This is a genomic window from Nocardiopsis sp. CA-288880, from assembly GCF_050955985.1.
In the GTDB taxonomy this organism is placed as follows: Bacteria; Actinomycetota; Actinomycetes; order Streptosporangiales; family Streptosporangiaceae; genus Nocardiopsis; species Nocardiopsis tropica.
Genome location: NZ_CP192105.1, coordinates 2376391 through 2397348, shown reverse-complemented (window position 1 = coordinate 2397348; position 20958 = coordinate 2376391). Strand labels below are relative to the sequence as shown.

The following is a 20958-nucleotide window of genomic DNA, read 5'->3' as shown; positions in this document are numbered from 1 at the left end:
GTACGCGCGGGGCCCGGGCGGGGCGGCCCCTGCGCGGACGAGGTGGAGCCCCGCCCCGAGCCGAAAGACCGCACATGATCCCTCCCCCGCTCCCGACGGCCCTCGCCCTGGCGGCCCTGTCGGCCGTCCTCGTCGCGGCGCCCGCCCCCGCGCACGCCGACCCCGTGGGCGACTTCTACGCCCTCATGCTGGAGGAGCACGACGGCGTGTTCGTGGACGAGGAGCTCGCCGGGGTCCTCGACCGGGAGGAGACCGCCGACGGCCTCCGCGCCCTCGCCGACGGCTACGATGTCCGGCTCAGCCTGCTGGTGGTCTCGGGGGTGTCCGACCTCGGCACCCTCGACCGGATCGCGCGGATCTCCACCGAGGAGAGCTCCGACCCGGTCCTCGTCCTCTCCCTCGACACGGCGATGATCGGCCGGGCCAACCTCGACGCGTCGGGGATCCCCGGCGCCGCGGTGGACCACGCCTCGTACACGGGGGTCTGGCCGGAGCACCCCGCCGACAAGCTGAACCACGTCCTGCGGGTGGCGGACCACCCCGACGTGGAGGAGATGGCCCTGTCGGCCGAGGCGGAGTACCACGCGGCGTCCGACGGGCACGGGGACGGCCCGCAACCGGACGCCGCCCCCCGGCCCGTGTGGCCGGGGGCGGCGGGGGTGTCGGCCGGGCTCGTCGCCGGGTGGGGCCTGGTCGCCGCCTGCGCGGCCGGACGGCGCGCGGCCGGGCGGTGGAAGCGGTGAACCGCGTCCCCTGTGCGCCGCGCCCCGGCCTGCGGAGCCTGCTGTCGGCGGTCCTCCTCACGTCCTGCCTCCTGGCTGCGTGGACGGCGGCCGTCCCGGGGGCGGCCGCGGACACGGGCCCCCCGACGACCGTCGGGGAGGTCGAGGACCTGGCACGCGTGGAGCGTGTGGCCGCCGAACTGGAGCGGGCGCCCCTCTACGTCCACCACGGAACCGTCGGCCACTGGTCGGAGGAGGACCTGGAACGGATCGGAGCGCGGCTCGGCTCGCCTCCCCTGGCGGACCACCCGGTCCACGTGGTCGTGTACCCCTCCGTGCCCTCCGACGAGACCGGGGGGCAGCCGTCGCTGTTCCTGCACGCGCTGCACGAGGTGTCGGGGCGCGACGGGGTGTACGTGGCCCTGACCGTCGACAGCCGGATCGCGGTGGAGGCCTTCGGCAGCACTCTGCGGCCCCCGGAGGTCGTACCCGAGCTGCTCGACCCCTCCGAGGGCCTGGTGGGCAGGGCCGACCAGGTCCTGGACCGGTTGGAGGACGCCCCGACGGGCCCCCCGGCGTCGACCGGGATCACCCCGGACCCGGACGCGGAGATGTTCTGGGCCCCGATGGAGTTCACGACCCGGCCGGGGGCCCAGGACCAGGACGCGGCGCCCGACGGGGGCCGGTCCTCCCTCCTCCGCGGTTTCCTGGTGCCCTGGTTCCTCCCGTACGGGGTGGCGGCCGGCGTGGTGACGGCCGCCGCCTTCCTGGGCCTGCGCGGTGCCGTGCGGTCCGGCCGCCGGGACGCGGCGCGCACGGGCGGGGAGGTTCCCGTCTCCGCCAGGACCCGCGTGCACAGGGCGCCGGCGCGGCCCCGGCGCTGGTTCGTCCGTCCCCTCCTGGCCCTCGAACTCGGACGCCTGCGCCGACGTGTCGGGCGGCTGCCCTCAGGCCGCGCCGGGGCCGTCGGCGCCCGGCAGGCCTACGACGCGGCCGGCCTGATCGCCCGGTCGCCCGGGATGCCGGTCACCGCGCTGGTCTGCGCCGTCGTCCTGGTCCGCTACGGGGAGCAGTTCCTGGACGATCCGGAGAGCCCGCTGAGCGCCCCGTGCGAGGCCAACGCGCTGCACGGGGCGGCGACCGGGCGGCGTCGCGCGGGGTGGGGGCCCGACCGGCGGTCGTGGAGCCTGTGCTCCCGGTGCTCGGCCGCGGTGGACCGGCGGAGGGGGAGCCGGAGGAGGTACCTCGCCGGTCTGGTCGCGCCCGGGCCGCGCGGCGGTCCCGCCCGCGCCGAGGACTTCTGGACGAGGACCGCCTACACGCCGGACACGGCCTTCGAGCTGGTCCGCCACAGGGTCGGTGTCTGAGGTCCGGGCTTCCGGTCCGTCCGGTCGTGCCGTGTCGGCGGCGTCCGCCGGTCCGTCCCCCGGGCGCTCCCGGCGGGAGGCCGGGCCGCTCCCCCGGGGGGTAGGGGGAGCGACCCGGCCCGTCTGCGCGGCGGCCTGGCGCCGGGCCGCGTGGTCACCCGCGGTGTCCGGACCGGGGGCGCGAGCCCGGGGTCCTCATAGCTTTCGTACGAATTGCGCCATGTGGCGCCACAATCTATCACCGGGGCCTCCGGGGGGCCACAGCCCCGGCGACGCCGGAGGGCGGCCCCCGCCCGGTTCCGGCACGGCCCCGGCGCTCACCCGACGGGCAGCGCCAGCTCGACGAGCGAGGAGCACTCCTCCAGGCAGCCGCCCACCCGGAGGACGCCTCCGGAGGAGGCCCCGGGCAGGTGGAAGGCGGCACGGGCGAGGGTCCCCGCGTCGAGTTCGTGGCGTCCCGCGACGGCGTCCACCCGGCTCTCGTGCCCGCTCCCGCTCCGGTAGACGGCCTGGTGCAGGTCGAGGTCGGCGTTCTCGCGCGTCTCGAAGCCGACCGTCACCACCAGGGCCTTGGCCGTGGTCGACCGGTAGGCGGTCAGCAGGGTGGCGCTCACCCCCGCGGACTCCGCCCGGGGACGCGTGCCCGGGGCCGGGACCAGCAGGCCCGGGCCGGGGTCGCCGCCGTTCACGCGCAGGCCGCCGACCAGCCCGTCCTGCGCGGTGAAGCCCCGGTACCCGGAGCAGCCCGGCGCGCCTCCGGGATCGGACTCGCGGCACAGCTTCCAGCCGTGGGCGGTGCGCTCGACCTCGAAGACCGCGGCGGGGCTGCCCCCGTCGGCCCCGGCGCGGGCGACGGAGACCTGGTGGGCGAGGTAGTCGTGGGCCGTGGAGCCCTCGGCCGCGTACGCCAGCCCGGCGGCCATCCGTGCGGGGTCGCCGGAGGCCAGCGCCTCCACGTACGCCGCGACGGCCTCCTCGGGGGCCTCCTCCGGCTCCCGCGCCTCCCCCGTCGCGGGGTCGGAGGGCCGCTCCCCGTGGTCCGCCCCCGGACCGGTGCGGGGCCCCTCCTCCCCGCCGGGGGTGCGGGCGGGCCCGGGGGCCGGGCGCGCGCCGTCGGGGTCGGACGGCGCGGCCGGGGCGTGCCCGCCGCCGGGCGGGAGGCCCACCCCGGCGGCGTCGCAGCCGACCGCGGCGGCCCCGAGGAGGATGACGGCCGCGGCGGCGGCCAGCCGGATCGACGCCATTCCCGTTTCCCCCGTGTTCTCCGCGAGAACCCACGACCCGCCGATCCTATGACTCGGCGTCGTCAACGCAGGGGTTTGTCCGCGTAAGGAGTTGTCGACGGTTCCGTGCCGCCCGGGGCGGGGCCGCCCCCTCGCGCGAAGGGGCGGCCGCGCGTCCCGGCCGGACCGTCTACGGGCGCAGGACGACGGGGAACTCCCGCAGGCTGGTCACCGACAGCGCCGCCACGACCTCCAGCTCCTCGTCCGGGACCGCCAGGCGAAGGTCGGGGAAGCGCTCGAAGAGCATCGGCAGGATGATCCCCGCCTCCAGGCGCGACAGGGGCGCGCCGGGGCAGATGTGCGGACCGTACCCGAAGGAGATGTGGCGGCCCTTCGTCCGGTCCGGGTCGAACACCGACGGGTGCGGCTCCTCCCCGAACTCCTGCCGGTCCCGCGTCGCGGCGCCGTAGTGCGTCATCAGCGCCTCGCCCTCGCGGATGACCTGGCCGCCGATCTCGACGTCCTCGGTGGCGAACCGGAACATCATGACGTTGTTGGGCGGGTCGTAGCGCAGGGTCTCCTCGACCACCGCGTCCCACGTGACCTCGCCGCGCCTGAGCCGGTCGAGCTGCCCGGGGTGGGCGAGCAGCGCGCGCACCACGTTGTTGAGCAGGTTGACCGTCGTCTCGTGCCCGGCCGCCACCACCGTCAGCAGGGTGACGGCGATCTCCGTGTCGCTGAGGGCGTCGTCCTCCCCCTCGCCCGCCCGGAGCAGGTCGGAGGTGAAGTCGTCGTGCTCGTCCACGGCCGCCCTCTTGCGGGCCGTCATCTCCGCGAAGAACTGGAACAGGGTCGCGTAGATCTGGAGGTGCTCCCCCTCCTCGGTGGTGCCGGAGAAGAGCTTGGCGTACATCTCGCCCAGGTTGGTGTACTCCTCCTCCGCCACCCCGTACAGCTCGCCGATCACGGCCATGGGCACCTTGAACGTGAACTCCGACCTCAGGTCCAGCCGCTCGCCCGCCCGCTCCTCCAGCGCGTCCAGGGCCTTGGAGGTCAGCGCCTCGATGCGCGGGCGCAGCCTCTCGACCCGGCGCGCCGAGAAGGGGCTGGCGATGAGCCGGCGCATCCTGCGGTGTGGCGCGCCGTCCAGGGCGAGCATGTTGGTGTCGTCGGTGGGGATGGTCCCCATCAGCGGCCACTCCGCGGTGACCGCGCCGCTCCGGAAGTCGGCCCAGTGCGCGACGCTCTTGACGAACCGGGGGTCGTTGAGCGTGGCCCGGCTGACCTCGTGGTGGGTGGTGGCCCACGCGCGCACGCCGCCGGGCAGCTCCACCCGGACGACCGGGCCCTCCTGGTACAGGCGCTCGCGATCGGCCTGCACGTCCTCGGGCACCGCGTGGACGAGGACCGCTCCGTCGGGGGTGTGCTGAACGGGACAGGGCATCAGATGACTCCTTGGGGGGGTGCTGGAGTGAAGGTGACCGGGAGGGAGACGACCCCCCGGACCCAGGGCGACGGACGCCACCGGACCTCGTCGGCGGGTACCGCCAGCTCGATGTCGGGCAGACGGTCGAGCAGGACCTCGATGGCCGTGATGGCCATGGTCTCGGCCGTCCCCCGCGCGGCGTGGGGGCAGCCGTGTTCTCCGTGGGAGAAGGACAGGTGGGCGTGGTTGGTCCCGCCGCCGGGCGCGCGCGGACCGGCGTGCACGCGCGGGTCCTTGTTGGCCGCGGCGTACCCGAGCAGCAGCAGGTCGCCCTTGCGGACGACCTTCCCGCCCAGCTCCACGTCGTGGACGGCGAAGCGGCCGGCGTTCATCTGCGACGGGGAGTCCTCCCACAGGACCTCGGTCAGGGCCTCCTGCACGCTGCTGCGCGCCCCGGACAGGGAGGCGGAGAACCGGTCGTCGGTGAGCATCAGGCGCAGCGCGTTGCCGATCCACTCCGAGGTGGTCTGGTGGGCCCCGCCCAGGACCGCCACGAGCTCGGCGACCAGGTCCTCCTCCGTGTAGGCGGCGGGGTGGGCGATCATCCGGGAGATCACGTCCGGACCGGGCTCGGCCCTGCGCGCGGCGATCAGCCCGGCCAGCTCGGCGGCGATCTCGGCGTGGGCCCTCTGGGAGTCGGGGCCGGCGTCGAAGACGGTCCCCATGAGGGAGGCGATCCTCTCGCCCCGGTCGTCGTCCATGCCGTACATCCAGCACAGGAGCAGGGAGGGCAGGCGCTGGGCGTACTGGGAGCGCAGGTCGGCCGAGGAGGCGGCGCAGAAGCCGTCGACGAGGCGGTCGGCGATGCGGGTGGCGACCATGCGCAGCTCGTGCGGGTCGGCGCCGTCGAGGGCGTCGTTGACCGCACGCACCCGCCGCCGGTGGTCCTCGCCCTCCGCCGAGAGCAGGTTGGGGAGCGGGACCAGCACCGGCAGCAGCGGCCAGTTCTCCGGAACCCTGTCCCAGGCGTTCCAGCGCCGGGGGCTGCGGGCGAACACGCCGTGGTCGCTCAGCACGTGGTGGAGCTCCTGGTAGCCGATGACCAGCCAGGCGGGGACGTCGCCGTCCATGAGCACCGGCACGACCGGCCCGTGCTCCTCGCGCATGGACCGGTAGAAGCCCTCGGGGTCGGCGTTGAACGCGGGGTCGTACAGCTTGACGGGCTGGCCTCGCACGGGGTTCCTCTCCTGGAGGGGGCGCTGCCCCGCGCCGACCGTCTCGTGCCCGGTCGCGCGCGTGGACTGGGGATGGGCGTGTGCCGGACCTCGGCGGCGCCGGCACCGGTGCTAGTGCCGCGCGGGCGGCCGGGGCCGGGGCGCCTCGCCGGGGCCGCTCACCGGGCGCTCCGCGCCGCGACGAGGGAGCGGACGTGCCGGACCAGCGAGATCAGGACCTGCTTGGCCGAGTCGCGCTCGCGGGCGTCGCAGCGCACGAGCGGGACGGCCGGGTCGAGGTCGAGGGCGGCGCGCACCTCCTCGAGGCCGTGGGAGGTCTCCCCGAAGTCGTTGTGGGCGACGACGAAGGGCGTCCCCTGGGCCTCCAGGCGGTCGATGGCGTACCAGGACTCCTCCAGGCGGCGGGTGTCCACGAGGACGACCGCGCCGAGCGACCCGGCGAAGAGGCGGTCCCACAGGAACCAGAAGCGCTCCTGGCCGGGCGCCCCGAACACGTACAGGACCGCGGTGGCGTCCAGGGTGATGCGGCCGAAGTCGAAGGCGACGGTGGTGGCGCGCTTGCCCTCGACGCCCTCCAGGTCGTCGACGGCCGCGCCCGCCCGCGTCATGGTCTCCTCGGTGTCGAGCGGCCGGATCTCGCTGACCGAGCGCACCAGGGTGGTCTTGCCGACGCCGAAGCCCCCGAGGACGGTGATCTTGAGGGCCTGCTCCGTGGTCCCGGGCAGCGGCGCCTCGGCGGTGCGGGGCCCGGGCGCGGGGGGCTCAGAGGTTGTGGAGTGCAACGAGGACCTTCTCCAGGACGTCCGGTGAGGCGAGGGGCTGGGCCGGCGAGGGGGCCGGGCGGGGGTGGCGCGCGGTGATCCTGCCGGTGTCCAGGAGGTCGGTGAGCAGGATGCGCACGACCGCCACGGGCAGGCGCAGGTGCGCCGACACCTCCACCACCGCCGTCGGGTTCCGGCACAGGCGCAGGATCTCGGCGTGCTCGGACTGCATGCCGGGCACGGCCTCGCTCTCGGCCACGACGAGGGTGACCGCGTCCAGCGACTCGTCGGCTCCCCCGCTCCGGCCGGAGGTGATCACGTAGAGCCGGTCGGGCCCCTCGTGGCGGTGGGCGCTGCTCATGCCGGTCCGGGGACCGCGCGCGGCGGCGTGGTGAGGTGCTCGCCCATCTGCTCGACGAGTTCGTTCATGTTGTGCCCGACCAGGCCGGGCTCGGCCTCCGCCGACGTGATGACGGCGAGGTGGGCCCCGTGCCCCGCCTCGACGATGAACAGCAGACCGCCGTAGAACTCGGCCATGGCCTGGCGGACGCCGCCCCCTCCGTCGCCGAACTCCACCGAGGCGCTGTGCGCCAGGCTCTGCACCCCGGCGGCGATGGCCGCGAGGTGGTCGGCGCTGTCGGTGCGCAGGCCCGCGCTGTGGCACAGCTTGAGCCCGTCGCGTGACAGGACGAGCGCGTGGCGGGTCCCGGGCGTGCGTTCGAGGAGGCCTTCGAGAAGCCAGGTCAACGTGTCGAGGTCCATCATGCGTCCTTCGGTGATCCGGTCGGGTCCTGGCCGCGCACAGCGGAGCGGAACGCGCCGAACCCCTGGGCCGCGGTGGCGGGACGTGTCGTACGGGGTCGGGGCCCGGCGCTCTCGGCCGCCGCGAGGGTCTGCCCGCGGCGGCGCTGGGGCAGCCCGCCGTCCGCGGCGGCCGGGGCCGCGGCGGCGAGCGGTCCGGTCCCGGCGCCCTCGGTCCCCGGGCGGACCGGGGTGGAGGCGGCCTCCTCGGGCTCCGGTCGGACCGGGGGCTCGGGCAGCGGTTTGACGAGCTTGCGGGGCAGGAGCAGGACGACCGCGGTGCCGCCGCGCGAGGAGGGGCGGAAGGAGACCGACAGGCCGTACCGGTGGGCGATCCGGCCCACGACCGACAGGCCCAGCCGCGTGCCGGAGATGGCGGAGAGGTCGAGGCGGTTCTCGACCGCGCTGCGGGCCCGGCGCAGGGCCTCCTCCCCCATGACCAGCCCGCCGTCCTCGACCATGACGGCGATCCCGGCCTGCACCTCCTCCACGTGCACGTGGACCTCGGCGGTGGGCGGCGAGAACTTGGCCGCGTTGTCGAGGACCTCGGCGAGGGCGTGGATGACGCCCTCGGCGGCGAACCCGGCGACGGCCTGGTCGGACACGTTGTGGACGCGGACGCGCCGGTAGGCGCCGATCCGCCCCATGGCTCCGCGGACGACGCTCTCCATCGCGATGGCGCGGCCCCAGCGGCGGCCGGAGCGCGCCCCGGTCAGGACGGCGATGCTGTCGGCGATGCGGCCCGCCTGGGCGGTGCTGTGGTCCAGGTGCATGAGGTCGCCGAGGACGTCGTCGCCGGAACCGTCGCCGTGGCGCTCCTGCATCCGGCGCAGGTCGGCGAGCATCGTGGTGGTGAGCGCCTGGACCCTCCCGGCCGCGGTGGCGCAGGCGACCATGGCGGCCGACCTGCGGCGTTCGGCGGCGGCGATCTCCGCGGCGACCGACTTCAGCGCGGCGTGCGCTCCGGGGTCGCCGATCCGGGGCAGCCGGTGCAGGGCGGTCTCGGCGGAGTCCCCGGCGCGCAGGCGCTCGACCAGCCGGGGCAGGTGCTCGTCGGCGAGCGCGGCGGTGTCGGCGCGCAGGCCGGCGAGCTCGGCGCCGAGCTCGCGGACCCTGCGGTCGCGGCGGTCCAGGAGCAGGGCCAGGGCCGCGAGCAGCAGGAGGGGCGCGGCGGACACCGCGGCGGCCGGGAGTTCCCGGAGTCCGGGGACGGTCCACAGGGTCCAGCCCCAGAAGGGCAGGGCGGCCAGCGGGAGCAGGAGGAGCCGGCGCGGGGCGCGCGTCCCCTGCGGCGCGTCTCCCGGGGGGAGGGGGGTCTTCCAGGCAGTCATCGGGCTCCACGTCCGGCGGCGTCTTCACTTGCGGGCAGCGCACGAGGGCACGCGGAAAGATCGTTTTCCGCATACGGGAGTCCACCGAAAGGAAGGACGTAATTGTCTCAACCAGCGCTTTTCGGCGCACAGCGAGTCAACATACCATCAGACGAAGGAAGCGACCATGCCAGGACAATGAAGAATCAATGGGGGACTCCGCACAGGCGTCCGCATCCCGCCGGACAGAGGACTTGCGAAACGTGATAGGCACTTTCGCGACCCCTCGGAAAATGAGCAAACGCCATTGTCCGGACATTCCGGGCGCACATATCGTGAACAGCGACAACAGCATGCGCAAGCGCCCCGTGTTACAGATGTGGCAGATGTGACTAGCGCGCCCGCGGGGCCGCGGAGCACCCGGGCGGCCGCCCCGCCGCACCGCGCGTCCGCGGCGCGCCTTTCCCCGCACGGGCGGCCGCGCCCCGGGAAAGGCGGCGACCGGACGGACACGGAGCGCGTTCCCGCGCCGTTCCGCCGGGGTGGGCCGAACCGGCCCCCGACCGGGCGGCGGCCGATCGGGCCGCCCCGCCCCACGGCGCGGGAGCACCCGGCCCGCCCCGGCGCGCACGCGGCGCCCGCGACCGGCACGTGAACCGCGACGTGCCGACCGATGGAACAAAGGGGGTGTACGGGATGTTTTTCTTCCCAGGACGCGCGGAATAGAGACACACCCGAAAAGGGCACCCTGGAGTGCCGCAGGTCACATGTGCCAGACTCTGCGCGCCGGACGAAGTTTCCGAGGACGAGTGGCCCCGAGAGCTCCCGGGGTGATTCGACCTCAGGTCAGCGGGGAATCTTGACGTGGAACGACGTGTTACACCTCGCGAGACCGCACAAGCGCCTGGAGGCACCCACACGATGGCCGAGCGAGCACTTCGCGGCACCCGGCTCGGGGCGACGAGCTACGAGAACGACCGCAACACCGACCTGGCTCCGCGGCAGGAAGTCACCTACGACTGCACCCGGGGCCACCGCTTCTCGGTCACGTTCGCGACCGAGGCCGAGATCCCCGTCGAATGGGAGTGCCGCTTCTGCGGCGACCGCGCCCTTCGGCGGGACGGCAACGGCGAAGAGCCCAAGAACACCAAGCCGGTGCGCACGCACTGGGACATGCTGCTGGAGCGCCGGAGCATGGAGGACCTCGAAGAGGTCCTCGCCGAACGCCTGGCCCTCCTGCGCGCCCGCCGCCGCGAGGAGGCGGCCAAGGTGGAGGAGCTCGCCAAGCAGCGGCAGAGCGCCTGACCACCCCGCGACACACGGGGGCGGTGGACGATGCGTCCGCCGCCCCCGTCGTCGTGTGCGGGGGTCCGCGCCGCGGGACGGACGGCCGTGCCCCCGGCCCCGCCCGGCCGGAGGGGGCCGCGGCCCCGCCACCTGATCCCGTACCCGCGGCGGGGTTCCGCGTCGGCGCCGGCCGCACGTACGAGGCCGTCCGGGGCGGGGGCCCTCACGCCGCACGGGCGACGGTTCCGGCCGGCCCCTAGCCGCGGTCGAAGGGGTCCTGCGTGTGGCCGACGAGCTCCTTCACCGACTCGAGCACCCGTGTGGGGCGGTAGGGGAACTGCTCGGCCGTGTCCCGGCCGGAGATGCCCGTCAGCACCAGGACGGTCTGCAGGCCCGCCTCCAGGCCGCTGAGCACGTCGGTGTCCATCCGGTCGCCGACCATCAGCGTGTTCTCGGAGTGGGCGCCGATCCGGCGCAGCGCCGACCGCATCATCAGGGGGTTGGGCTTGCCGATGAAGTAGGGGCGCCGCCCCGTCGCCTTCTCGATCAGCGCGGCGACCGCGCCCGTGGCGGGCAGCGGGCCCTCGGCGCTCGGGCCGGTCTCGTCGGGGTTGGTGGCGATGAACCTGGCCCCGCCGCGGACCAGGCGGATCGCGCGGGTGATGGCCTCGAAGCTGTAGGTGCGCGTCTCGCCCAGGACCACGTAGTCGGGGTTGCGCTCGGTCATCACGTAGCCGACGTTGTGCAGGGCGGTGGTCAGCCCCGACTCGCCGACGACGTAGGCGGAGCCGCCGGGGCGCTGGGTCTGGAGGAACTGCGCCGTCGCCAGCGCCGACGTCCAGATGGACTCCTCCGGGATGTCCAGGCCCGTGTTGAGCAAACGCGCGCGCAGATCACGCGGGGTGTACATGGAGTTGTTGGTCAACACCATGAACGGGGTCCCGTGTTCGCGCAGCTCCGCGATCAGCGTGTCGGCGCCGGGGATCAGGTGTTCCTCGCGTACGAGGACGCCGTCCATGTCGAAAAGGTAGTTCCACTCGTTGCTCACGTGCACCATTGTGCATGCCGTGGTCGGTAGTGCACCATTCCTACCCCCCGGTAGTGGACACGACTCACACCCGCCCGTCCGGGACGGGGCGCGGGGGAACACCGCTCGTCCACGCTTGCGGCGCCCACGTCCGCCCGCCCCCGCGTCCGGCCATCGCGCGGGAGACCGGCGTGCCGGGGAGAGACGGGACGGGGGCGCCGCGCGGGCCGTCCCCCCGGCCCGCGGTCAGACCGGGGGCCAGGGGACGGCCGGCCAGTCCGGGGCGGGGTAGGGGTGGATGCCGTGGCGCACGAGCAGCTCCACCCGGCTGCGGACCGCGTAGGCCTCCGGGCCGGTCAGGTGGCGGCGCAGGGTCGCGGACAGGTCACTGCCGGGGTCCTCGAGCCGGGCCCCCACCTCCTCCAGCCGCTCCACGACGTCCTCGGGCAGGGGCTGCCCCTGCCACTGCCACAGCACCGTGCGCAGCTTGTAGTCCTCGGCGAAGGTGACGCCGTGGTCGCAGCCGTACAGGTGCCCCCCGGGGGTGGGCAGCAGGTGGCCGATCTTGCGGTCGGAGTTGTTGACGACCGCGTCGAACACCGCCATGCGGCGCAGGCCGGTGTTGTCGGTCTCCCTCGACAGGGCGACCAGGTCCACCGTCGTGTCGCCGTGCACCCACAGCTGCACCATGCCCTCGCCGAAGGGGCCCTCGCGGTGGACCGTGGGCGGCACGACCGCCCAGCCCAGCGCCTCGGAGACGGCGTAGGCGGAGACCTCGCGGCCGGCCAGCGTCCCGTCGGGGAAGTCCCACAGGGGCCGCTCCCCCGCCACCGGCTTGTACACGCACGCCGCCGAGCGGACGCCGTCGGAGACCGTGCAGTACAGGGTGGCGTTGGACGCGGCGGTCAGGCGCCCCTCCACGGTGATCTCCCCGTGGAGGAGGAGTTCGAGCCCCACGGAGGGGCTGAGGCCGTCGAAGGCGTCGGCGGTGTCCCTCATGGCGGCCCTCCGGGGGTCGGGAGTGAGCGTGTCGGGACCGCCGGCGGCGTCGTCGACGGCGGGGTCAGACGAGGCGGTCCGGACGGTAGCCGTTCTGGCGCGCGCAGATGTGGCCGTTGGGGTCGAGCGGGCGCCCGCACAGCGGGCAGTCCGGGCGGCCTGCGGCGACGACCTTCATCGCGCGTCCGGCGAACGCGCGGGCGGCGCCGGGCGTGAGGTAGACGCGCAGGACGTCGCGGTGGGCGGGGGCCTCCTCGGCGAAGACCTCCAGCTCCTCCTCGTCGTCCTCGACCAGGTCCTCGCCGGCGGTCTCGTCGACCTCCTGCGCCTCGATGATGACGCGGGCCGCCTCGGCGTCCCAGGCCAGGGCGAGGGTGCCCACGCGGAAGTCCTGCTCGATGGGCTGCTCGAGGGGGCCGTCGTCCTCGGGCGAGGCGACGTCGTCCGGCGGGGAGCCGAAGCGCCGGTGCACTTCTTCCAGCAGTTCCTCGATACGGGTGGCGAGCGCCTCGACCTGCGCCTTCTCCAGCACGACGCTGGTGATGCGCCCCTCTCCCACCGCTTGGAGGAAGAAGGTGCGGTCTCCCGGCTGGCCCACGGTTCCTGCGACGAACCGCTCCGGCGGGTTGAACTGAAAGACGGGCATGGAAAGAACCTTAAGGGATAGCGCGGGCCCCGCGCCAAACCCCCGGATCCGCCGGTGGAGCGGCAGGGCCGGGCGGGGCGGCCCGGCGCCGGGCCCGGACGGGGTCCCGGCGCCCGCGGCACGCCCCGGCCCGTCAGACGGCGCCCGGGGCGGGCGCCCGGCTCCCCGCTCCCCCGCCCACGGCCGCTTCCCCGCCCGCCTCCGCCGGGGTGGGCAGGCCGGCTGCCAGGCCCTCGCCCGTGTCGTTGAGCTTGTTGAGGAACGGGCGGGTGCGCGCGTAGGTGATGGAGGTGACCGAGCAGGGGTCCACGCGCAGGCGCTGGAAGAGGTCCAGGTGCATGCCGAGTGCGTCGGCGACGATCGCCTTGATGATGTCGCCGTGGCTGCACACCACGTACACGGGCGGCGCGGCCGGGGCGTCCCCGTCCCCGGCCGGGGACGGGACAGCCGTCCCCGCCGGGGGCGGCAGCAGGCGGGTGTTCCAGTCGCGGACGGCCCCGACCGCGCGGGCCGAGGCGGCGGCGAGCGACTCGCCGCCGGGGAAGCGGGCGGCGCTGGGGTGGTCCTGCACGACGCGCCACAGGGGGTCGCCGGACAGCTCGGCCAGCGAGCGCCCGGTCCAGGAGCCGTAGTCGCACTCCAGGAAGCGCTCGTCCTCGGTGACGGGGACGCCGAGCCGTTCGGCGACGGCCCCGGCCGTCTCCCGGCAGCGTTCGAGCGGGCTGGAGATCAGGGCCGCGGGGCGGAGTCCGGCCAGGCGGGCGGCCAGGTCGGCGGCCTGGGCGCGGCCCGTGTCGTTGAGGTGGACCCCCGCGGCCCGCCCGGCCAGGCGGGGCCCTGTGGCGTCGGTCATCCCGTGCCGGACGAGGAGGAGGGTGACCGCCTCGGGCGCGGTCGGGGTCTCGTGGGGTGCTGGTGTCGCCATGGGCACCAGGGTAGGCCCGGTCGGGGCCGCAGGGCCGGAGTCCGGGGGCGCGCCCGCCGCGTGGGCGGGCCGCGCCCCCTGACCGCTCGGGGAAGCCGGTCAGCCGACCCCGGCTCCGCCCTCCGGGGCGAGCACGCCGAAGAGGACCAGGGCGAGGATGACGACGCCCAGGGCGATCCGGTAGATGACGAACGGCATGAAGCTGTGGGTGGAGATGAACCTCATCAGCCACGCGATGACCACGTAGCCGACCACGAACGCGACCAGGGTGCCGACGAGGGTGGCGCCCCAGCCCGCGTACTCGTTGCCGCCGATGTCCAGCATCTTGTAGAGGCCGGAGGCGAACACGGCGGGCATCGCGATCAGGAACGCGAACTCCGCCGCCGCCGGCCGGGTGAAGCCCAGCAGGCGTCCGCCGGTGATGGTCGCGCCGGAGCGGGAGACGCCCGGCACGAGCGCCAGGCACTGGAACATGCCGAAGACCAGGCCCCGGCCGAGGGTGAGGTCCTCCAGCTCGTTCTGGCGGCGGGCGTAGTGGTCGACGGCGCCGAGGATGACGCCGAAGACGATGAGGGAGAGCGCGATCAGCCGCAGGTCGCGGAACACTCCGTCGATCTGCTCCTCCAGGAGGAGGCCCAGCACCCCGATGGGGATGCTGGCGATGATGACGTACCAGCCCATGCGGGCGTTGACGTCACCGCGCAGTTCGCGGTCGACCAGGGACCGGCACCAGGTGGTGATGACCGCCCAGATGCGTCGGCGGAAGTAGACGACCACGGCCAGTTCGGTGCCGATCTGGCTGACGGCGGTGAAGGCCGCACCCGGGTCGGGCCAGTTGAAGAAGGCCGCGAACACCCGCAGGTGGGCGCTGGAGGAGACAGGCAGGAACTCGGTGAGTCCTTGGATGAGGCCGAGAACGACCGCCTCGAAGATGGACACGCGGTTTCGGACTTTCTGGATAGTCCGGTGCCAGGGGGCGCCGGAGCACTGCTGGGGAACGGCCTGGCCGGGGCGCGCGTACGCGGAGGGGCGGGCTGCGCCGCCCGGGGGACGGAGAGGGTTCGGTCCCCGCCGTGTTCGAGCCGCGATCGTGGCGAACGTCCCCGGTCCGGGCTGCGCCGAGACTACGCGGCGAGGGTGTACTCGGGGCCGACTCCGGGTGAACAGGGTACTCTCCGCCGCATGGAACAGCGACAGGTGGGCAGATCAGGGCTCTGGGTGTCTCGTACCGCCCTCGGGACGATGACCTGGGGAAAGGACACCTCCGAGGAGGAGGCCGGGCAGCAGCTCACCGCGTTCGTGGACGCGGGCGGCACGCTCGTGGACACCGCCGACATCTACACGGGCGGGCAGAGCGAGCGGATCCTGGGGCGGCTGCTGCGCGCGGCCGTGCGCCGGGACGACGTGGTGGTGGCCACCAAGACCGGCCACACCCCCGAGGGCTACCGGCCGGTGGACGCCTCCAGGCGGCACCTGCTGGCGTCCCTGGACGCCTCGCTGCGGCGGTTGCAGACGGACTACGTCGACCTGTGGCAGCTCCACGTGTTCGACCCGGCCACCCCGCCGGAGGAGTCGCTGGCCGCGATGGAGGCCGCGGTCGCGGCGGGCAAGGCGCGCTACGTGGGCGCGGGCAACCTGGAGGCCTGGCAGTTCGCCACCCTGGCCACCTGGCAGAGGGCGCAGCCCGGCCGTGTTCCGCTGGTGAGCGTGGGAACCGAGTACTCCCTGCTCAACCGGGGCGCCGACCGGGGGCTGCGGCCCGCCGCCGCGGCCGCGGGCGCCCACGTGATCGCGTGGGCGCCGCTGGGCCGCGGGGTGCTCAGCGCCAAGTACCGCAACGGGACGCCGCCGGACTCGCGGGCGGCGTTCCCGCACATGGCCCCGTACGTGGAGCCGTACCTGGACGACCGCAGCCGCCGCGTCGTGGAGTCGGTGTGCACGGCCGCCGAGGGCCTGGGCGTGCCGCCGCTGGCGGTCGCGCTGAGCTGGGCGCGCGACCAGGAGGGCGTGGCCGCCGCTGTCACCGGTCCGCGGACCCTCGCCCAGCTGGAGGAGGTCCTGGGGGTGGAGGGCGTGGAACTGCCGCCCGAGATCCGCGACGCCCTCGACGACGCGACGGCGCGCCAGGAGCGCTGACCCCTCCGGCCGCCGGCTCCCCCGGTCGGACGCCGCGCCCCCGGACCTCCCCCGGCCGCGCCCTCCCTCCCGGTCAGTCCCGTGTCGCGGGCGGGATCGGGAAGTTCTTGTCGAACAGGTTCCCGGGGTCGTACTCGGCCTTGATGCCGCGCAGTCTGCCCAGCACGGGTTCGGGGAAGGCCCGCGCGAGGACCTCCGGCCCGGTCCTGGTGTCGAAGCTGAGGTACATCCCCTCCAGGTGCTCCTCCAGCTCCGCCCAGCGCTCGTCCATGCGCGGCACGCGCGGCCCCGAGGACATGGTGGCCAGGCAGAAGTTCTGGGTCCGGTGGGCGTAGGCGGTGGCGTCGGCGGGGACGTCGTTGACGGCCCCGCCGACCTGCCGGAGCTGCATGAAGTACGTGTCGCCGGAGGCGAGCAGGTCGGCCATGCCCCCGGCCAGCTCGGGCGTGATGTGCCGCAGCAGCCCGGTCCGCGACGCGGGCAGCCCGTGGCCCCGGTGCGGGCCGTCGTCGTGGGGCAGGATCGCCGGGTAGGGCGCGACCTGGGCGCGCTGGTCCAGCACCGGCCCCGCCTCGAGGAACGGTTCGAGGGCCCGCACCGCGAGGTCGGTGTCGTCCCCGGCGTAGACCACCATCGCCTGTGCGACGGGACCGCCGCCCCCGCGCCCGGGGCCGGTGGTGAGGAACGCGGTGACCTCGCGGGGCGCGGCCTCGGCGATCTCGCCCCAGGCCCGCAGGAACCCGGCCGTGTCGCTCGCGTCGTAGGCGAACTGGCCGAGGACGACGTCGCGGAGCGGTGCGGCGGTGGCCTCGACGGCGGTCAGCACCCCGAAGTTGGCGCCCGCGCCGCGCATCGCCCAGAACAGGTCGGGGCGGTGGTCGGCGTCGGCCCGCACGAGCTCCCCGTCGGCGGTGACGACCTCGACGGCGGTGATGTTGTCGATGGTCAGTCCGTGGGCGCGGGAGAGGTAGCCCAGTCCGCCGGTGGTGGCCAGGCCGCCGACCCCGACGCCCCCGTGGTCGCCCGAGCCGAGCGCGAGCCCGTGGGGGGCCAGCGCGGAGGCGACGGCGCCCCAGCGGGCCCCGGCGCCGAGCCGCACCAGTCCGGTGCCGGGGTCCAGGACCCGGACGCCGTCCATGCGGGAGAGGTCGACCACGACGCCGCCGTCGCCGGTGGAGCGGCCGCTGATGCCGTGGCCGCCGCTGCGGACGTGGAGCGGGGCGTCCTGGGCCCGTGCGTAGGCCAGGGCCGAGGCGACCCCTTCGGCGTCGCCCGGCCGCAGGACCAGTCCGGGGCTGCCGTGCTGCATGTAGCCGTGGCGGACCTTGGCGTAGCCCTTGTCCCCGGGTTCGACGGCGTCGGCGCGCAGGGCCTCGGGGACGGCGTCGTAGTCGATGCCGGTGCGGCGGGCGGCCAGGGCGGCGACGGGGCGGACCGGCCCCGTCGGGGTGTCCGCTCCGGCGCGTTCGGCGGCCACGGCCTCGCGCAGGGCCGGGGCGACCTCGGCCGCGAGGGTCTGGAGGGTGCGGGGGTCGTCGGAGGCGGCGACGAACGTGGAGAAGCCGTGTTCGAGGACGAGCGGGAGCAGCTCCTCCACCCACTGCTCGGGCGGCCCCTGGAGGAAGCCGCGGTTGGTCGGCAGGAAGGCGTTCTGGGGCAGGTTGAGCATCCGGCGGACCTGGCGGGGGTCGCGGCCGGCCTCCAGGGCGGCCTCGTCGACGGTCTTGTTGGACGAGGCCATGTCCTCGGGCCGCAGGTAGCCGAGGCTGGGCAGCCAGCCGTCGGCCTTGGCGCCGACCAGGCGGAGCATGCGGGGCTTGTAGGCGCCGAGGTGGATGCCGATGTCGTGGGCGGGGGCCGGTCCCCGCTTCATGCCCCGGACGGAGTGGTGCTCGCCGTCGAGGCGGACGCCGCCGCGGGCGTCGGTGTCCCAGACGGCCCGGATGACGTCGATGCCCTCGCCGAGCGCGTCGACGGACTGGCGCGGGGTCAGGCGCCGCGCGCCCATGGCCTCGATGCCGTCCCAGAAGGCCCCGGCGCCGAGGCCGAGCTCGAACCGACCGCGGGAGAGCAGGTCGAGGCTGGCCGCCGAGCGGGCGAGCATCGCGGGGCCGCGCAGGGGCAGGTTGAGCACGTTGCCGGAGACCTTGATCCGGGTGGTGCGGGCGGCCACCCAGCTGAGCAGGGTCCAGGTGTCGAGGAACCCGGGGTTGTAGGGGTGGTCCTGGTAGGTGACCAGGTCCAGCCCCGCCTCGTCCGCGAGTTCGGCCAGGGTGACGGCCCGGTCGGGGTCCTGCGCCGCGGGAGTGACGAAGGCGCCGAACTCCAGCGGGTGTCCGTAGTCGGGCATGGGGCTTCTCCTCGGGGGGCGAAACTAGTTTGTACAGCAAATGATGTTGGCAACAACTTATCTTAGCCACCACGTATTCCTGGTACTCTCGGGAACATGACGACCACCACTCCGGACGGCGGCCCCGGCACGACCCTGGGGTGGTCCCTGGCCGTCGTGCTGCGCCGCTGGCACGAGCTCACGGAGGCCTCGCTCACCGACATCCCGCACGGCAGCCGCGGCTACCACGTCCTCACCGCCGCGGTCCACGCCGAGCCGCCCACCCAGGCGGCCCTGGCCGAGCGCCTGCTGATCGACCGCAGCGTGATGACCTACCTGCTCGACGACCTGGAGGAGGCCGGACTGGTGCGCCGCCGGGTCGACCCCGGCGACCGCCGGGTGCGGCGGGTGTGCGCCACCGAGCGCGGGCGCGAGGTGCTGGCCGACGCCCGCGAACGGGTGGACCGCGTCGAGGAGCGCGTGCTGGCCGGCGTGGACGAGCCCTCCCGGGCCCTGTTCCGCGCGAGTGCCCGGCGCGCGGCGACCAGCATCCAGGAGTCCTCCCCGGCCACCGACCCCTGCCTCGCGGTGCGCGAGGTCGTGGGCGACGGGCCCTCCGGGGGGCGCGGGGGCGGGCGCGCGCGGCGCGGAGCCTGAGCGGACGCACCCCGCCGCCGGCCCGCCCGCAGCTCGGCGCGGGTCGGCGCCGGACCGGAACGTCACCGCGAGTCGATAGGCTCCCAGGGTCCACGAACCGCGTGACGAGGGGAACCACCCGAGGTGTCCGAGGCTGTCGAACAGGTCAACGCCGTCCTTGACCGGATGGGCGCCCCCGGCGCCCTGGCTCCCCGGCTGCTGGCCGCACTGGGGCCGGGCGCCGCCGCGGACCTGGACGCGAACCCCTGGCTGCTGCTGCGCCTCCCGCAGGTGACCGTGGAACAGGCCGACTTCTGCGCGCGCAGGCGCCTGGGCGACGCAGCCCGCCCCGACGACCCCCGCCGCCTGGCGGCCCTGACCGCCCACGTGCTGCGGCTGGCCGCACGCCGCGGCAACACCGTCGTGGAGGAGAAGCGGCTCGCGGCGGCCGTCGGCAAGCTCGGGGTGGCCGCCCCCGCGGCGGCCCTGGAGGCGGCCGCGGCCGACGGGAGCGCGGTGGTGCTGGAGAGCACCGACGAGCCCGACGACGACTTCGACTTCGAGGAGGGCGGGGTCCCGGAGCTGCCCGAGGACACCGACCGCTACTACGCCCTGGCGGACGTGGGCGGCGCCGAACAGCGCCTGGGCGAGGAGCTGCTGCGGCTGATCAGCGGCAACGACCCGATCATGGACACGGCGACCGCCGGGGAGACCGTGGAGGCCGCCGAGGAGCGGGGCGGGTTCTCGGTCTCCGACCGGACCCGCGAGGCCGTGGTGACCGCGGCCCTGCGCCCGGTGACCGTGCTGAGCCACGGACCGGGCGACGCCGGGGAGATCGCCAGGGCCCTGCTCTGCCTGCACGCGATCGCCGCCGACAGCCGGGTGGGGATCGCGGTGGCGGCGCCGACCGCGCAGGCCGCGGCGGCCCTCGACGCCGAGATCGCGCGCATCCGCGGGACGGACGCCGGGACCGGAGACGGCCCCGCACGGGAGGCCTCCGGTGAGGGGGACCGGGGGGCGGCCCCCGCCCCGGACGGGGACCCCGGCGACGGGAGCGGAGCGGCCGAGGGGGAGGACTTCGGGGCCCCCGGCGCCCCCGAAGAGGCTGAGAAGGACGGCGGGGACGGCGAAGAAGGTTCTCCGCAGGGCGGGGAGGACGCCGGGGACGGCCCCGCAGCGCCCGCGCCCCTGCGCGCGGTCCCGCTGGCCGCCCTGACGGCCGGGGCTCCCCTGACGGCCGGGCTCGTCGTCCTGTGCGAGGCCATGTCCGTGGGCGCCGCCCGCGCCGCCGAACTGGCCGCGGCGTGCCCCGACGGGGCCCACCTGGTCCTCGTGGCCGACCCCCACCAGGCCCCGTCCGCCGCACCGGGGCGGGTCGCGCTCGACATCGCCGCCTCGCGGACCGCGCACGTGGCGGAGATCGCCGGCGCCGAGGCCCCCGGGCCCCTCGCGGAACTCGCGGCGGCCGTGGCCGCCGGCGGCGTCCCCGAGGTGGAGGCGCCCGGACGCGAGGTCGTGCGGGTGCCCGCCTCCTCCGCGGAGGAGGCCGCGCACCGGGTGGTGCAGCTGGTGACCGACTCCATCCCGCGCGCGCTGGGCATCGGCGCCGAGGACGTCCAGGTGGTGGCCGCCCGCGAGGACGGGCCGGCGGGCACGCGCTCGCTCAACGCCGGGTGCAAGGAGCGGTTGAACCCCGGACCCGGCGCGCACGGGGGGTTCGACGTCGGCGACCGGGTGCTGCTGGCCGCCGCGGGGCCCGGCTTCGTCCCGGGCGACACCGGATACCTGCGCGAGGTGGCCGGGGAGGCCGTGGTGGAGCTCTCCGGCGGCGCCCGGGTGAGGGTCGCCGACCCGGCGGCGCTGCGCCACGGCTGGGCGGTGACGGTGGCCGCCGCGCACGGCGGCCTCTGGCCCGCCGTGGTGGCGGTGTTCCCGCCCGAGGTCCCCGTGTCGCGCCCGCAGGTGTACACGGCGCTGACGCGCGCCACCCGGCACGTGTCGGTCGTGGACGCCACCGCGGGCGCGCTGGAGGCGGGCGTGCGCGACAACGCCGCCCTGGAGCGCTCGACCCTCCTGGTCCGGATCCTGCGCGAGGGGTAGCCCCGCGCGGTCGCCCCCGGGCGCGGCG

The 20958-nt window shown here is 75.3% G+C and carries 19 protein-coding genes; 6 read left to right on the top strand and 13 right to left on the bottom strand.

The window, feature by feature from the left end:
• Positions 1-74: 74 nt before the first annotated feature.
• Both ACQPYD_RS10390 and ACQPYD_RS10385 read left to right on the top strand, forming a co-directional pair.
• On the top strand, positions 75-743 hold the full coding sequence (locus ACQPYD_RS10390) for a hypothetical protein (RefSeq protein ID WP_433700771.1): 669 nt from the start codon (positions 75-77) through the stop codon (positions 741-743).
• Complete coding sequence (locus tag ACQPYD_RS10385) at positions 740-2089, top strand: hypothetical protein (protein ID WP_433700770.1); 1350 nt, start codon at positions 740-742, stop codon at positions 2087-2089. The genes ACQPYD_RS10390 and ACQPYD_RS10385 overlap by 4 nt, the downstream gene beginning before the upstream one ends.
• 317 nt (positions 2090-2406) lie before the next feature.
• Here ACQPYD_RS10385 and ACQPYD_RS10380 read toward each other — a convergent pair whose 3' ends face one another.
• From ACQPYD_RS10380 to ACQPYD_RS10350, 7 genes are all read right to left on the bottom strand, one after another.
• Positions 2407-3333: a hypothetical protein gene (locus tag ACQPYD_RS10380; protein WP_433700769.1), complete on the bottom strand. Its 927-nt coding sequence runs from the start codon at positions 3331-3333 to the stop codon at positions 2407-2409.
• Positions 3334-3502: 169 nt separating this feature from the next.
• Positions 3503-4756, bottom strand: coding sequence for a cytochrome P450 family protein (locus tag ACQPYD_RS10375; RefSeq protein ID WP_433700768.1), 1254 nt, complete (start codon positions 4754-4756; stop codon positions 3503-3505).
• A complete protein-coding gene (locus ACQPYD_RS10370; RefSeq protein WP_433700767.1) occupies positions 4756-5973 on the bottom strand; it encodes a cytochrome P450 in 1218 nt (405 codons plus the stop codon). The genes ACQPYD_RS10375 and ACQPYD_RS10370 overlap by 1 nt, the downstream gene beginning before the upstream one ends.
• A 158-nt stretch (positions 5974-6131) precedes the next feature.
• Positions 6132-6755: a GTP-binding protein gene (locus ACQPYD_RS10365; RefSeq protein ID WP_433700766.1), complete on the bottom strand. Its 624-nt coding sequence runs from the start codon at positions 6753-6755 to the stop codon at positions 6132-6134.
• Positions 6736-7095: a DUF742 domain-containing protein gene (locus ACQPYD_RS10360; protein WP_433700765.1), complete on the bottom strand. Its 360-nt coding sequence runs from the start codon at positions 7093-7095 to the stop codon at positions 6736-6738. Before ACQPYD_RS10360 ends, ACQPYD_RS10365 begins: the two co-directional genes overlap by 20 nt.
• Positions 7092-7496: a roadblock/LC7 domain-containing protein gene (locus ACQPYD_RS10355; protein WP_330159974.1), complete on the bottom strand. Its 405-nt coding sequence runs from the start codon at positions 7494-7496 to the stop codon at positions 7092-7094. The genes ACQPYD_RS10360 and ACQPYD_RS10355 overlap by 4 nt, the downstream gene beginning before the upstream one ends.
• Entirely contained in the window at positions 7496-8866 is a 1371-nt protein-coding gene (locus ACQPYD_RS10350) for an ATP-binding protein (protein WP_433700764.1), read from the bottom strand. The genes ACQPYD_RS10355 and ACQPYD_RS10350 overlap by 1 nt, the downstream gene beginning before the upstream one ends.
• A 900-nt stretch (positions 8867-9766) precedes the next feature.
• Between ACQPYD_RS10350 and ACQPYD_RS10345 the strand changes: the two genes are divergently transcribed.
• Complete coding sequence (locus ACQPYD_RS10345) at positions 9767-10150, top strand: RNA polymerase-binding protein RbpA (RefSeq protein WP_267949243.1); 384 nt, start codon at positions 9767-9769, stop codon at positions 10148-10150.
• 238 nt (positions 10151-10388) lie between these two features.
• Here the strand turns inward: ACQPYD_RS10345 and ACQPYD_RS10340 are convergent, their stop codons facing one another.
• From ACQPYD_RS10340 to ACQPYD_RS10320, 5 genes are all read right to left on the bottom strand, one after another.
• Positions 10389-11189 (bottom strand): HAD-IIA family hydrolase, encoded by an 801-nt coding sequence (locus tag ACQPYD_RS10340; RefSeq protein WP_433700763.1) that lies wholly within the window; start codon positions 11187-11189, stop codon positions 10389-10391.
• 216 nt (positions 11190-11405) lie between these two features.
• Complete coding sequence (locus ACQPYD_RS10335; protein WP_433700762.1) at positions 11406-12158, bottom strand: SCO1664 family protein; 753 nt, start codon at positions 12156-12158, stop codon at positions 11406-11408.
• A gap of 64 nt (positions 12159-12222) precedes the next feature.
• Positions 12223-12804, bottom strand: coding sequence for a DUF3090 domain-containing protein (locus ACQPYD_RS10330; protein WP_344184017.1), 582 nt, complete (start codon positions 12802-12804; stop codon positions 12223-12225).
• A gap of 133 nt (positions 12805-12937) precedes the next feature.
• The gene (locus ACQPYD_RS10325) at positions 12938-13729 is read right to left on the bottom strand and encodes an MSMEG_4193 family putative phosphomutase (RefSeq protein WP_433700761.1); all 792 of its coding nucleotides are present in this window, start codon (positions 13727-13729) and stop codon (positions 12938-12940) included.
• Between the two features lie 99 nt (positions 13730-13828).
• Complete coding sequence (locus tag ACQPYD_RS10320) at positions 13829-14668, bottom strand: undecaprenyl-diphosphate phosphatase (protein WP_433700760.1); 840 nt, start codon at positions 14666-14668, stop codon at positions 13829-13831.
• A gap of 243 nt (positions 14669-14911) precedes the next feature.
• Between ACQPYD_RS10320 and ACQPYD_RS10315 the strand changes: the two genes are divergently transcribed.
• The gene (locus ACQPYD_RS10315) at positions 14912-15865 is read left to right on the top strand and encodes an aldo/keto reductase (RefSeq protein WP_344184014.1); all 954 of its coding nucleotides are present in this window, start codon (positions 14912-14914) and stop codon (positions 15863-15865) included.
• 73 nt (positions 15866-15938) lie between these two features.
• Here ACQPYD_RS10315 and ACQPYD_RS10310 read toward each other — a convergent pair whose 3' ends face one another.
• Positions 15939-18215, bottom strand: coding sequence for an LLM class flavin-dependent oxidoreductase (locus tag ACQPYD_RS10310; protein ID WP_433700759.1), 2277 nt, complete (start codon positions 18213-18215; stop codon positions 15939-15941).
• A gap of 96 nt (positions 18216-18311) precedes the next feature.
• On the opposite strand from ACQPYD_RS10310, the gene ACQPYD_RS10305 reads away from it, so the two are divergent.
• Together ACQPYD_RS10305 and ACQPYD_RS10300 are read left to right on the top strand one after the other, a co-directional pair.
• On the top strand, positions 18312-18851 hold the full coding sequence (locus ACQPYD_RS10305; RefSeq protein WP_433700758.1) for a MarR family winged helix-turn-helix transcriptional regulator: 540 nt from the start codon (positions 18312-18314) through the stop codon (positions 18849-18851).
• A 123-nt stretch (positions 18852-18974) separates the two neighbouring features.
• Positions 18975-20930, top strand: coding sequence for a helix-hairpin-helix domain-containing protein (locus ACQPYD_RS10300; protein WP_433700757.1), 1956 nt, complete (start codon positions 18975-18977; stop codon positions 20928-20930).
• The last annotated feature ends 28 nt before the right edge of the window (positions 20931-20958 follow it).